Below are 14,195 nucleotides of genomic sequence, written 5' to 3'. Positions count from 1 at the left end.
TCTATTTTTAAAATATGGATATTCTCTCCGAAATATTGACCAATGCGGGTTGGAAGGCTGATTTACTCGCCAGGACTTCTCTTTATAAACCCTGGGGATTTCGTTTTCCATGCGAGAGGAGTGGTGGATTCCACATTCTTTCCCAAGGTTCCTGTTATGTTAGGATCAAACAAAAACTCATCCCTCTAGAAAAGGGGGATATTCTGTTCGTTGCGAAAGGTTTAGATCATGAGTTAGTGTATTCCCCAAAGGATAAGGTTGTGGATATTTCTAAATTTCGAGATATGTCCGAAAAACAAAAGAAGTCCGAAAAACTTCCCTTAACTACGTTCGTTTCCGTTAGGTACGAGGTCCCGGGATCGGCACAGCATCCGTTCTTCTTGGAACTTCCGGATTATATTTTAGTAAAGTCTTCCGATGTTCTGGCGCATCATCCATTACACACCACTCAAGTATTGGTTTCCCAAGAATTGGATTCGGGTATCGGTTCCGATCTAATACTACAGAGGTTAACCGACATTCTTCTTTATTACGTAATCCGACATTGGCTCGAAACACATCCTACTACTTCTCCCGGTTGGAGAAACGTTTTTAAGGACGAAAAGATCTTAAGAGCATTGGAGGCATTACACGGAAAGGTTTCTTATCCTTGGACCTTGGAAAAATTATCCAGAGCGGTGGGAGTTTCTCGGGCTTCCGTTGCAAATCGATTTAAGGAAGTTTTGGGATGTACTCCCATGGATTATTTGGCAAAATTAAGAATAGAGAAGGGGAAAACTCTGATGGAGAAGGAGAATTTTACTCTGGAAGAGATTGCGAGGACTGTCGGTTATTCATCCGCATTTGCTTTTTCGAAAGCTTACAAAAGGATCCACGGTCTTTCTCCTCGAAATTCCGAGCAGGAGAGATTGGGGGCATAGTCGATTTCTTCCGTATAGGATCGTCTAAATACGGGATCTCCTATAACCGGTTCTAATCTACAAACAATCTTCTTGACGGAAACCGGTTTCAAGATTCTTTTTAGGCTTCCGATATGGATCAATTCTATTTCAATTTTTACTTTTTCGGTTCATTATTAGCCTGTCTTTTTTCCATTTACGTTACCTTCTTCTTTTTAAGTATCAAGGACAGAAGTAAGGCCGCGTTCCATTTGGGTCTTTCCACTTTGGCGATGACCCTTTTTCATTTCGCTTATATTATCGCGTTCATTTCTTTCGATCAATGGACCATCATACATCGTTGGCTGGCAATTCCTTCTCCTATGATGGGATTTACGCAATGTTTCATATTCTTCTTTTATTTTCCGAATCCTCGTAACGTTAAGTTCGGTTTAACCGTTTATTCTATTTTATATGCAGGGCTTGCGATCGTAACTGCTACATTTATTGCAGTGACATTACAATCGGATCATCGTTTTAATATAGGAAGTAATTATTGGGATTTCGAATCCCATAAGTTCTATAAAATTTTTTCCATTATAATTTTGATATATAACTTTTCCTTTTTAGCTTCCGCCACTTGGAGGGCAGTCGTGGAAAAAGGAAAAGAAAGAAGATGGATCATTTATATTGCGATCGCTTATTCTACGATCACCATCATTCCGGGTATCCTGAATGTGATGAGCAGGGATGGGTCCATTTCTAGGAAAGTTTTCCAGCATACTACGGACATCGCGCTCGTAGTCGGTCTCTTTTTGGTCCTGATCATTTATGCCAATGCCACCAAAGAAAGGACCACCATCTTAAGTAAGATCGTAGCCGTGACTATGGCTACTTTTCTTTTGGCGTTTCAGTTGGTTGGTTATGCGATATTAAACGGTTACGATACGGCTTTTGATTCCTTGAAAGGACAAGCTTCCGAACTTGCAGCCGTCCAAGGAAAAAAGCCGGAAGGATTTGCCTATCTTCTCTCCTTCGATCCCGAATCCAAAGAATTCATCATGGAAAAGGGGGAGAAGGACTCTCGATTCGATTCGGAAGATCGATTGGAGATCAAGTTTTTCAATCTGACTCGGAAACTTACCGATCTAGGGACATTGAGTGCAAAGGATAGATGGGAGAGATCCAAGGTAATCCTTTCCGATTCTCCGAAGGAATTTTACGCCTATTCCGAAGGGATAAAGGATTTTTACGGATCAAAGGGCAATGCAAAAGTATCAGATGCGGAGCTGGTCGATTTTTTTAGGTTTCTGAATCGAAAATTGAATATTGTTAAAAATAAATTTTCCAATCTTCCTTCTAAAACGGATCAGGCCGCCGTATCCAAACTTCTAAATTCGGAAGAGATCGGTTTAAAGTCGGTCCTAGAGCAGGTCCGCAAAAAAGTGGAGAAGGATATTTCTTCCGGAAAATCCGAGTTGGAAGTCAGAACTTCGTTTATTCTTCCGTTAACTTCTTTAAGAGAAGTAGGTGAGAGAATGTATAGAGGAGCCAAATTTAATAAGGCCAACGAAAAAACTCCTGAATTCTATTTGGCCTATTTGGTAATCCACCCTCAAAACGGGAAAATTTACGAAGTCGGATTCACTTATAAATCCTTCCGAGAATATCTACATTCACCTTCCTTAATATTGGTGATCTGTCTTTTGGCCATGGTTGTCACTATCAGTTTCGGATTCAGATTTTTCTTTCAAAACGCGATCGTAAAGCCGATGGAAGAGGTTGTGGTAGGATTGACCGAGGTGAATTCGGGAAATTTGGAATATAGATTGGTTCCGAGAGTGGAGGATGAGATCGGATTTATCGCTCGTTCTTTCAACAGAATGGCAAGGTCCATTCAGGCCGCTAGAAAAAGATTGGAACAATATGCTAACGAATTGGAGGAAAAAGTAAAGGATAGAACCAAAGAATTGGAACAGACCTTAAACGAGGTGCAGGAATTAAAACAACAACAGGATGCGGATTATTTCTTAACTTCTCTTCTGATCAAACCGTTAGGTTCGAATAAAGCAAATCAGGAAAACGTAAAGGTGGAATTTCTTTTGAAACAAAAGAAAAGGTTCACTTTTAGGAAACATGAGGATGAGATCGGCGGGGACCTGAATATTTCCAATCATATAGATTTGCAAGGGAGATCTTACACCGTTTTTCTGAACGGGGATGCGATGGGTAAATCCATGCAAGGTGCAGGCGGCGCTTTGGTTCTGGGATCCGTTTTTGAATCGATCATAGAACGAACTAGAGTAGTGGACACGATCAAAAAACAATCTCCGGAACGATGGTTAAAAAACGCATTTATAGAATTGCACAAAGTATTCGAGAGTTTTGACGGTTCAATGCTTGTTTCTTCCGTGATGGGATTAGTAGATGATGAACTTGGAATATTGTATTACATTAATGCGGAACACCCTTGGACAGTGTTGTATAGGGACGGGATCGCAAGTTTTATTGAGAACGAGTTCATGTTCCGCAAATTGGGGACTACGGGGATAGAAGGGACTATTTTTATCAAAACTTTCCAATTGGAACCCGGAGATTCTATCTTTGTTGGGTCCGACGGTCGGGACGATATTATCGTAGGTACTGATTCGGATGGGGACAGGATCATAAACGATGACGAAAAGTTATTCTTAGACTCCGTTGAAAAAGGAAGAGGGGATCTTCAGGAAATATATAATGTTATTATAAATAATGGGAAATTGAGCGACGACCTATCCCTCATCCGATTGTCATTTATAGGGAACGGAAAACAACAGATCCCTCAGGATGAAAAGAGGCAGAGGATCAAGGAGCTGCTTAGGAATGCAAAGGAAACCTTCTTGAATAAGGATACTCAAGAAGCGCTTAGTTATTTGGAAGAGGCGGAATCTTTGGATAGCAGGGTTCCCGAGGTGAAAAAGAATTTTATTAAATTATTCCTGAAACTGAAGGATTACCAGAAAGCTGCCAGATACGCCGAGGATTATTTTAAGATGAATCCGATCGACAGCGAGATCCTATACGTGGCTTCTTTTGCGGCAAGGAAGGCCGGTCAGATCAGAAAGGCCTTGGATTTTAGCGAACGTCTACGTTTAAGGGAGCCTTCCCATATTAAAAATCTGACAAATCTTGCCGAGATCTACATAGCTGTCAAAAATTTCGACAGAGCGGAATCTATCTTGAAAGACGCATTACGTTTGGATCCGCACAACGAATCCATTTTAAAGGTGGAAGCACTTCTTAAAAAGTATTCTAGTCGATTGGAGAACGGGAGTGGACAGCCGAAGGAATCTAAATAAGAGGACCTTCGGCAAATAAATTTATTATTTCTTAATATGATATCCGGTTTTGAACATCCAAGCGATAACGCAAAGACAAGAAATCAGGAAGAATAATATCATTGTTAAGCTGATTTCCAGGCTAACATCGCCGATTTCGTAAAAGCTCCATCTGAATCCGCTGACTAAATATAGGATAGGATTGAATAGAGTAACCGTTTGCCAAAAAGGAGGAAGCATATTTGCGGAATAGAAACTTCCTCCCAAAAATACCAAAGGTGTGATGACAAGCATCGGGATCACTTGTAGTTTTTCGAAATTATCCGCCCATATCCCTATGATAAAACCGAATAAACTGAATGAAACGCAAGTCAGTATCAGGAAGAACACCATCAGAAACGGATGAGCGATCTTGATTTCCACAAATAAAGAAGCGGTCGCAAGCATGATGGACCCTAATATCAGAGACTTAGTGGCGGCAGCACCTACAAAACCTATGACAGCTTCCATACTGGAAACCGGCGCTGAGAGAATTTCGTAAATGGTCCCGGTAAATTTAGGAAAATAGATACCGAATGACGCATTTGAAATACTTTCCGTCAATAATGAAAGCATAATGAGTCCCGGAACAATAAAAGAACCGTAGGGTACTCCGTTTACTTCTTGTATCCTTGATCCGATTGCGGAACCGAAAACGATAAAATACAAAGAAGTAGAAAGAACCGGTGACGCAATACTTTGCATCAACGTCCTTCTTGTCCTTGCCATTTCGAAAAAATAGATGGCTTTGATTGCATTCAAATTCATTTGGATTCCTTCACTAATTGTACGAAAATTTCTTCCAAACTGCTTTGGGTGGTATTCAAATCCCTGAATTCAATTCCGGATTTTTTCAATTGTTCCAAGAAACTTGCGATCCCGGTTTGTTTTTCCTGGCCGTCGTAGGTATACAATAATTGTTTTCCATCGTTCTTTAATTCCAGTTCGTAACCGTTAAAGTTGTTCGGTAAACTTTGGAGAGGAGAAACAAGATCCAATAAGATCTGTTTTTTCCCGAGTTTATGCATGAGTTCTGTTTTCTTTTCTACCAGGACTAACTCTCCCTTATTCATGATCCCGACCCTGTCAGCGATCTCTTCCGCCTCTTCGATATAGTGTGTCGTGAGAATAATAGTGACACCTTTGTCTCTTAAGGCCCTTACTACATTCCACATGTCCTTTCTGAGTTCTACATCCACTCCTGCGGTGGGTTCATCTAAAAATAAGACTGTCGGTTCATGTGATAAAGCCTTTGCGATAAGCACCCTTCTCTTCATTCCTCCGGATAAGGTCATAATCATCTGGTCCCTCTTTTCCAAAAGAGAAAGAGACGTTAGGAGTTCTTCGATATATTCTTTGTTAGGCGATTTTCCGAATAGTCCCCTGCTGAAATTTACGGTAGTCAAAACGGATTCAAATGCATGGACGGTGAGTTCTTGGGGAACAAGACCGATCATGGATCTTGTTTGCCTATAATTTTTGATAATATCGTAACCGCCTACGGAAACAGAACCGGAACTAGGAGTAACGATCCCGCAAATTACGGAAATCAAAGTGGTTTTTCCGGCGCCGTTGGGACCTAAAAGGGCGATGATCTCTCCTTTTTCAATATCCAAGTTTATGTTTTTTAAGGCTTGGAATCCATTCGAATAGGATTTGGAGAGATTTTGTATCGAAACAATGGGGGAGTTGGACTTCATACGATTCCTTCAAACCGTTCAATAAATTATAAGAGCCTATCCTAAAGGTTCAGGCTCTTGAAGCCCGAGGTCGAATACTGATCGATAACCTAAGTTTTTGAACGGGCTATGAGATTATCCAAAATATTAAACGGGAATGGATTGGCCCACACCAATTTTAGAAGAAAGAAAGGTTTTGTGATTTAGTGGAAAAGGGTCGGTTCCCGTAAATCGGAAACCGAATGTTGGAATTCTTACAAATGGAGAGAACCGTATCAATTTCGATCTTGTTTTGCTCGGAGATAAATATAGTAAGCCGCTCCCACTGCCACACCGGGAACCACACCTAGTAAAAGTGCGATCCATCCATTTTTGATCCCTTTTGTTTTTGCTTCGTATACGATCCAAACCGCTAATACTAACCAGGTAAAAATGATATCCAGTGCATAAGCGCTGGAGAAAGGATTCACAAATCCTCCTAAAAACGCGCCGATAATATCGAAGTTTTGCGATAAAGGTGGAAGCACTAAATACAAAAAGCCCGCGGTAAATAGGGAGCCTAATAGGATCAGCAGAATTCTAAATGTGGAAAGATTCATTTTCGTTCCCTTAGTTGAAAGTTATTAGCAAAGGATCGGGATTTTTGTAAGGAGCGCGAGAGAAATTTAAAGACGGGAACTTTTTTGTTCTAGAAAAGAATAAAAAACAGGATTGGCAAAAAGTGGATCGGATCCAAAAAGGAAACCAGTCCGAATGCCCGATTTACAAGAATTAAAAAAGAAGTTCGGTGTCTCCGAATTCAGATCCTCTCAAGAAAAAATCATCAGAGACGTTTTAGAAGGCAAAAACTGTTTAGTGATCATGCCGACAGGGATGGGAAAATCCTTATGTTACCAATTGCCTGCTCTGGCCTTGGAAGAATTGACTGTAGTAATTTCTCCATTGATCGCTCTCATGCAGGACCAAGTGGATAAATTAAAATCTTTGGGGATAGACGCGGAATTTGTGAATTCATCAATTTCAAAGGAGGAACGTACACTTCGTTATGAAAATATAAAGAAGGGAAAATACAAAATTCTTTATGTTTCTCCTGAAAGATTTCGCAAATCCTCATTTTTGGAAATTTTCAAAACCAGAAAAGTCTCTTTGTTGGTGGTGGATGAAGCGCATTGTATCAGTCAATGGGGACATGATTTTAGACCTGATTATACAAAAATCTCCGAATTCAGAAAGATATTAAAATATCCTACGATCATCGCTTTGACTGCCACGGCGACTAAGGATATACAAAAGGATATGATCCGACAGATCGGATTATCCGAATCCGAGATTGAAATTTATAATGAAGGGATCTCTAGACCGAATCTTTATTTAGAAGTAAGAACTTTTGTGGATTCTTCTTCCAAATCGAAGGGACTCATCTCTTATCTAAAAAATCTAAAAGGAAATACGATCGTATATTTTAATCTGATCAAAAATATAGAAAGTTTTTCGGAAGCTTTAGATATGGAAAAGATCCGTTATAAAGTATATCATGGCATGCTTCCTGCCGATAAAAGAAAAAAAATACAAAACGATTTTCTACATTCGAAAGATACGTTACTTTTAGCTACGAATGCGTTCGGAATGGGAGTGGATAAGGCGAATATTCGGACAATTATCCATGCAGAATTACCTTCTTCTTTGGAATCCTATTATCAGGAAATAGGAAGAGCGGGGAGGGACGGTAATTTATCGGATTGTCTTCTGTTTTATAATCAGGATGATCTGTCCGTTCTTATGGATTTTATCGAATGGCAGAACCCGGACAAAAATTTTATCAGCCGAGTTTATCAGGTTTTAAGATCAGTGGGAGAAAAATTATCCTCCCTGGGTTACGAAGAATTGCAATCAATGGTGGTACATAAAAACAGAGGGGATCATCGTCTGCAAACGGTGCTTAGTCTTTTCGAAAGACATGGAGTTACTTCCGGAGAATTAGAAAGGGGATCGCTGGTGTTACGTGGAGAATTACCGGAAGTTTTGACGGATCCGAAAATATTGGAGGAGCGAAAGAAAGCGAGTTTAAACCGTCTGTATCAAATGCTCATGTATTTGAAATCGGAGAAATGTAGAAGGGAATTTTTATACGGATATTTCGGTGCAACTTTTCATTCTTGCGGAAATTGTGATATTTGTTCTTAAACTCTTGGGATACAGAACGTAAATTTGCATCCTTTTTTCTCTTCCGATTCGACTGAAATTCTCCCGTTATACGCTTTTATAATACTATAGACCAAAGGTAAACCTAGGCCGGTCCCGGATTCGTTTTTGGTTCCTAGACGAGTGGATTTGATCTCCGTGGAGAACAGATTCGGGATCATATCTTTCGGTATTCCGATCCCCGTATCTTCTACGAAAAATTCCGGATCATTCTTCTCGTTGGAAAATCCTATACTGATCGTATCATTCTCTTTGCAGAACTTTATGGAATTGGAAACTAGATTGATGAATATTTCCGAAAATAAGGTCCTATCTACGTTTAACTTAACGTCATCCGGGATTTTGTTAATGATCCGGATCTTTTTTGCTTCCGCTTGAGGAAGAAGTTTTGCCAATACTCCTTCTACCTCCGGATACACATAAATTAGGTTATTGTCCAAAGGAAAAGAACCTGATTTTAGTCTATTTAGATCCAAAAGTGTCGAGATCATTTCTAATGATTGGGACGAAGTATTCTCCGCTCTTGAGATCCATTCTAATAAGGACTTGTCATCCAATTGTTTGTAATCGTTCCGGATCAATTGTAATATGCCGATCACTGTCGTGATAGGGGATCTTAAGTCATGGGTTACTAAAGATAAAAAAGTGTCCTTGAGTGAATTCGCTTCTTCAGCGACGTGTTTCGCTTCCGCTAATTGTTTGGTTCTTTCCGTGACCTTTTGTTCCAGCGATTTTTGGAGTTCTTCCAGTCTTACAAAAGCGTTCGAGAATCTAACCGAAAGCATTATGGTTTGGGAGAATAGGAATGCGAGAAGTCCCCAGCTTGCCAGATATTCCGCATTTATTAGCAGGCTTTGGTTTAAAATATCGTTTAATGTGGTTAAAAATAAGATTAATGAGCCAACGGTAAATAAGATTGAGCCTTCCCTTCTTCTCACGATACAAATGGTGATCATTACGAAAAAGTAAAGTATGCTTACACCCACGAAACCTTGGAATATTCGAATATAGTCCATATACTCCGTGGACGGAAGTGCAAGGACTAGGACGAAGAATATGGCACTGACACCTATGGATATATTGTTGAAGTAGCGATGGAATTGTTCGTCAGGAAAGACTGCTTTTAGAAAGACGGAAAATAAGGGAAGTGCCAAGACAAAAGTTAGGATATCCAGTTTATGGATATACACCCAAAAAGAATCCGGTGTGACCTCGTATATGAATACCGATCCGGTAAAAAATCCTCTGATACTCAGATCTATGCAGAATAATCCGAACCAAAGCGCTGATTTGTCGACTCTTCTCATCAGGAATAGGATCAAATGATATAATCCCATAAAGAATGTGGCGCCAAAAACCACCCAGCCGAGAGCGACCTGCCTTTTTTTCTCTTCGAATACGGCTAAGGTATTTCCTAACTTGATGGGCTTACGAAGTCCACCGGTAATATGATAAAAATTTGATATTTGTAAGGTAAGTTTTAATTCTTTGGACCCTTCGTCTATTAGAACGATAGGATGTTTATACGAAGGGATCATTTCCGTTCTGGAACTTCCGATCCTTCCATTCTCGATCAATAATTTTCCGTTCAGAAATAGTTTAAATGCGGTGGAGACGTCTCCTATTTGAAAAGCCAAGTCTTTTACCGGTCTGTCCAATAGGACGGTGAGTTTATAAGTCCCGAGTCCTTCTCCCTCGTGTCTTTTGCCGTTCTTTATAAACGAGTTCCAGGCGCCGGGAACGGGGATAAATCCGTCTTTTATGAAAGTTTCCGGAGTTAGGATCCTGTCAGCAAATTCCCAATGTCCGTTTAAGGCAACGGTTGAGAAACGATCTCTATCCCAATCTCTCAGATCTAAAATTCCTTCCTTTGCTTGTGGAGAGTAGATCTCGGCTTCTTGAGAGCATCCCATAAATGCCAAGAGGAATAGCAAATGAAAGATAGATGGCCTCATTCCGATATCTGGTCTCCAGTTTATTCTTCGCTAGAAACCTGTATAGAAAATTGTATAAGATTTTTTTTAAAAAAAACGAAAAACCGTAAGGCGGATCCATTTAACGCCGAGTTACCTGATATAAATCATTTCATGAGTAGGTTGAAGTATTGTGGAAAGATCCGATTTATAATTTTTATCAAAGTTTTCACGACTAAAAAACGTAAAAACCAAAACAATGGATATATGCTCTTCCCAAAATCATGAAAGGTCGGTGAAGATTTATTCGTTTACTTGCAAAGTAAAAATATGCTCTGGAATCAATATTCTGCGGAATCAACCTTCAAGATAGCGACCCTATAAATTCAAAAAAGTACAACCTGAAACATTAATTCGATGCAAAGGACAGGAAGAAGGAACAATACTTGCAGTTATACTCCGTCCTAATTTCAGCAAGACCGATCTTCGGATTTTCTAGTATACTTCCCAAACTTTTTCTTGGAGAATTGGATTTTGGAGAAGATATGAATCTATTTATCACTGGCGCGTCCGGCTTCGTAGGCGGTGCAATTGCCCGCCATCTAAAGGAAAAACATAAGATAAAAGTATTGTCCAGATCTCCAAAGACGGACTCTAGTTTGTCTGAACAGGGTTTTGAAATTGTAAGCGGAAGTTTGGAATCTATTACTCCTCAAAATTTGGCAGGAACCGATATCGTAATCCATTGTGCTGCTTTCGTAGGTCCTTGGGGAACATACCAAGATTTTTGGAAAGGAAATGTGGAAGGAACTACTCGATTGTTAGAGGCTTCTCAAAAAGCAGGGGTCAAACGGTTTATTCATATGGGAACGGAAGCGGCTTTATTTTTTGGGCAGGATATGATTCAGATAGACGAGACTTATCCTTATCCTAAAAAAACTCCTTACTATTATAGCCGTACTAAAGCGGAAGCGGAAAAAAGAGTAGTCTCTGCTAATCGTCCCGGGTTCGAAACGATTGTTTTAAGACCTAGGCTTGTTTGGGGACCAGGAGATACATCCGTTCTCCCAGTTTTGAAAAAGATGGTGGCGGAAGGAAAGTTTATGTGGCTGGATCAGGGAAGAGCCAAAACTTCCGTGACCTGCATCCCGAATTTAGTGCATGCAACCGAACTTGCGTTAACCAAGGGAACACCGGGCCAAATCTATTTTATCACAGACGACGAAGTCAGAACCGTAAAAACTTTTTTGACCGAGATGATGCAAACCCAAGGGATTACACTTCCTAAGGCTTCCATACCTTCTTTTATAGCAGGATTTTTAGCGATGATAGTTGAGGGGATCTGGAGAATTTTAGGAATTCGTAAAGAACCTCCGATGATGAGGTTTCCTGTGGATATTATGGGAAAAGAATGTACCATCCGCATAGACAAGGCCAAGCGAGAATTAGGATACAAACCTGTAGTCAGTGTGGCACAAGGTTTAGATTTGATGAAAGGTTAAGCGCCTTGCATTAGGCTTCGATACTAGAAGTGTATTTCCGGTTCGCCACAATCACCTCTTGGCGGACCTTCAGAAAATTTTTAAGAAAGATAAAGCCTGGCAAACTGGAAAATAAATAAGAAATAAATTAGTTCCTTATTAATATATTGGAACGGCTTGGGATACGTCGCTTTACTTGAATTCTACTGTAAGAATGTTTAGTCTTTTATTATAAAACATACTTTAAATAAAACGAATGTTTTAACTTGCTAATGTATTTTGACATTTGCTCTCAAGTTGGAAGATAAAAAATTCTTAGAAACATCGTTTTTTCTGCCTTAGGGCCTTGACCTATTTTAATTCTAGAACTATTCTAAGCGAAAATTTTATCGGCCATTTCGAATGAAAGTTCTTATGTTTCCACAAACCCGTTCCAAATTTTTAGGATATATATTTATTATATTCATATTTTATTGTATAGGTTGTGATTCTCAGAAGAAAAAAGAGATAGATCTTACCGAACTGACTTATGTTCCGAGCGGGATTTTAGGACTGCCGGATTTACCTGTCCCTAAAAATAATCCTCAATCCGCCGATAAAGTTTCGTTAGGCGCCAAATTATACTCAGACAAACGATTTAGCTTGGATGGAACAGTCTCTTGCGCCACCTGTCATAATCCGGAACAGGCATTTGTAGACAAATTGAAGGTCTCTAAGGGGATTAAAAATTTTACCGGAACGAGAAATGCTCCTACCGTATTGAACGCTGCCTATTACAAAACACAGTTTTGGGACGGAAGAAGGAAAGATCTGGAGGGACAATCCAAAGATCCTCTTTTAAATCCCGTAGAACACGGCTTATCCAGTCATGATGATCTAATAAAGATCGTAAAAGCGGATCCGGATTATTCTGCAAGGTTCAAGACAGTATTTGGGGTCGATTCGGATTCGATCCATATAGATCATGTAGCCTTAGCAATCGCTTCTTTCGAAAGGACGATCATTTCGGGAAATTCTCCATTCGATCGTTATAGGTTCGGAAAAGAAGAGAAGGCTCTCTCCGAGTCCGCGATCCGGGGTTTAGCTTTGTATATGGGAAAGGCACGATGCCAAGACTGTCATACGATAGGCGAAACGAACGCAATTTTTACGGATGATAAATTCCATAACCTGGGAGTGGGTTTTAAAAGGATCCAACCTAAGCTGGAAGAGATCCTTCAAAAAAAAGCGGAATCCAAGACCGGTCCGACTTCCGACGAAGAAATACTTACGAATCTAGAATCTTCCGAGCTAGGTAGATTTGCCGTTACGGGAATTAATGAGGATCTGGGAGCGTTTAAAACTCCCGGTCTACGAAATATCGCATTAACTTCTCCTTATATGCATGACGGAAGTCTAGCGAGCTTAGAACAGGTCATTGATCTGTATGATAGAGGCGGAGAAACAAATCCGTTTTTAAGCAGCGGTATTCGTCCGTTGGGGCTGACCGGTCAAGAGAAAGCGGATCTGGTGTCTTTTTTAAAATCCTTAACAAGTCCGGTTTTGCCTAAAATGCCGAAATAAACGGACCTTATACGTTTTCACGAGGAGGGAGTTATGGAAGAAGGAAAGCTAAGTAGGAAAGATTTTTTACGCAGAACGGGTGGTCTACTCGCTGCGAGTATCGTACCGATGAGTTTGGTGGAGATTGCTTGCGGGGGAAGAGGGAAAGGTACTCATGAAAAATTTACTTTCGCTTTTATATCGGATCCTCACCTAACGCATATTAAAGGAACGAATTTTGTTCGGAATTTCGATAGCGGTCTGAATAAGGCGATCGAAACGGTCAACCTGATGTTCCCTAGGCCCGACTTTGTCGTATTTGGAGGAGATCTGGCGCAGTTAGGAAAAAGAGAAGAATTGGATCACGGTATGGAACTTCTTTCCAAACTTAAGGTTCCTGTTAAATACGTGATCGGAGAGCATGATTATTATTTAGATTTGGGAAATTATTGGCAGGATAAGATCAGCAAACTCAATTATTCTTTCGATCATAAAGGGGTTCATTTTGTGGTTTTGAACAGTATTTTAACCTATGATACATGGATCAAACGTTGGAAGACTCCGGAAGAAAGAATGAACGAGATGGCCCGTTTGGATAATCCGAACGGTTCTCCGTTTATGGTGGGTGACGACCAGATTACCTGGTTGAAAAAGGATCTGGAAAACGTAAAAAGTGGAACTCCGTTAGTGGTTCTTTCTCATTCCCCTTTATATAAAATTTATAAACCTTGGAATTTCTGGACGGACGATGCGGAAACGATTCAATCTATTTTGAGTAGATTTGATAATGTAACCGTTTTTCACGGGCATGTTCACCAAGTTTTATACAACCAAATCAAAAATATTAGTTTTTATGCATTGATGTCCACTGCTTGGTCATGGCCTTATCCGGAGAGTTATACTCAGTCACCGAATTATATCCCAAAGATGACTGTTTTTATGAACCGTCAAGATCCATTTCATGAAAGAGACGGAACGGGTTGGGCGTTCGTGAACATGGATAATGCAAGAGAGGAAATGCATTATAAACTTTGGGAAAACAAGGATCGGATCGTAAAATACGACGATTCTGCAGGTCATCCGGTGGATTCTGAATACCAAAAACCGGAATCTAGAATCCTTCCTCAGACTCACTATTAGGAGA

The 14,195-nt window shown here is 40.1% G+C and carries 10 protein-coding genes; 6 read left to right on the top strand and 4 right to left on the bottom strand.

The window, feature by feature from the left end:
- The first annotated feature begins 14 nt into the window (after nucleotides 1-14).
- Together LEP1GSC192_RS16070 and LEP1GSC192_RS16065 are read left to right on the top strand one after the other, a co-directional pair.
- Nucleotides 15-920, top strand: coding sequence for an AraC family transcriptional regulator (locus LEP1GSC192_RS16070; protein ID WP_020771044.1), 906 nt, complete (start codon nucleotides 15-17; stop codon nucleotides 918-920).
- Between the two features lie 113 nt (nucleotides 921-1,033).
- Nucleotides 1,034-4,216 (top strand): SpoIIE family protein phosphatase, encoded by a 3,183-nt coding sequence (locus tag LEP1GSC192_RS16065; protein ID WP_020771064.1) that lies wholly within the window; start codon nucleotides 1,034-1,036, stop codon nucleotides 4,214-4,216.
- A 24-nt stretch (nucleotides 4,217-4,240) separates the two neighbouring features.
- Here LEP1GSC192_RS16065 and LEP1GSC192_RS16060 read toward each other — a convergent pair whose 3' ends face one another.
- The 3 genes from LEP1GSC192_RS16060 to LEP1GSC192_RS16050 form a co-directional block, all read right to left on the bottom strand.
- A complete protein-coding gene (locus tag LEP1GSC192_RS16060) occupies nucleotides 4,241-5,002 on the bottom strand; it encodes an ABC transporter permease (protein WP_020771029.1) in 762 nt (253 codons plus the stop codon).
- Nucleotides 4,999-5,934: an ABC transporter ATP-binding protein gene (locus tag LEP1GSC192_RS16055; protein WP_020771055.1), complete on the bottom strand. Its 936-nt coding sequence runs from the start codon at nucleotides 5,932-5,934 to the stop codon at nucleotides 4,999-5,001. Before LEP1GSC192_RS16055 ends, LEP1GSC192_RS16060 begins: the two co-directional genes overlap by 4 nt.
- A gap of 254 nt (nucleotides 5,935-6,188) precedes the next feature.
- Nucleotides 6,189-6,512, bottom strand: a complete 324-nt coding sequence (locus LEP1GSC192_RS16050; RefSeq protein ID WP_020771046.1) for a DUF2834 domain-containing protein — start codon at nucleotides 6,510-6,512, stop codon at nucleotides 6,189-6,191.
- Between the two features lie 154 nt (nucleotides 6,513-6,666).
- Here LEP1GSC192_RS16050 and LEP1GSC192_RS16045 point away from each other — a divergent pair, with 154 nt between their 5' ends.
- Entirely contained in the window at nucleotides 6,667-8,097 is a 1,431-nt protein-coding gene (locus LEP1GSC192_RS16045; RefSeq protein ID WP_020771057.1) for an ATP-dependent DNA helicase RecQ, read from the top strand.
- On the opposite strand, the gene LEP1GSC192_RS16040 is transcribed toward LEP1GSC192_RS16045, so the two are convergent.
- On the bottom strand, nucleotides 8,094-10,070 hold the full coding sequence (locus LEP1GSC192_RS16040) for a sensor histidine kinase (protein ID WP_036090632.1): 1,977 nt from the start codon (nucleotides 10,068-10,070) through the stop codon (nucleotides 8,094-8,096). The two genes, LEP1GSC192_RS16045 and LEP1GSC192_RS16040, sit on opposite strands and share 4 nt — an antisense overlap.
- 503 nt (nucleotides 10,071-10,573) lie before the next feature.
- Between LEP1GSC192_RS16040 and LEP1GSC192_RS16035 the strand changes: the two genes are divergently transcribed.
- The 3 genes from LEP1GSC192_RS16035 (at nucleotide 10,574) to LEP1GSC192_RS16025 (ending at nucleotide 14,191) form a co-directional block, all read left to right on the top strand.
- Complete coding sequence (locus LEP1GSC192_RS16035; protein WP_036090653.1) at nucleotides 10,574-11,530, top strand: NAD(P)-dependent oxidoreductase; 957 nt, start codon at nucleotides 10,574-10,576, stop codon at nucleotides 11,528-11,530.
- Between the two features lie 393 nt (nucleotides 11,531-11,923).
- Complete coding sequence (locus LEP1GSC192_RS16030; RefSeq protein ID WP_020771042.1) at nucleotides 11,924-13,072, top strand: cytochrome-c peroxidase; 1,149 nt, start codon at nucleotides 11,924-11,926, stop codon at nucleotides 13,070-13,072.
- A 33-nt stretch (nucleotides 13,073-13,105) separates the two neighbouring features.
- The gene (locus LEP1GSC192_RS16025; protein ID WP_020771024.1) at nucleotides 13,106-14,191 is read left to right on the top strand and encodes a metallophosphoesterase; all 1,086 of its coding nucleotides are present in this window, start codon (nucleotides 13,106-13,108) and stop codon (nucleotides 14,189-14,191) included.
- Nucleotides 14,192-14,195: the final 4 nt, after the last annotated feature.

It is taken from the genome of Leptospira sp. B5-022 (assembly GCF_000347035.1).
GTDB classification, from domain to species: Bacteria; Spirochaetota; Leptospiria; order Leptospirales; family Leptospiraceae; genus Leptospira_B; species Leptospira_B cinconiae.
Note: the sequence above shows the minus strand (reverse complement) of the source record. Positions and strands in the feature narration are given on the sequence as shown.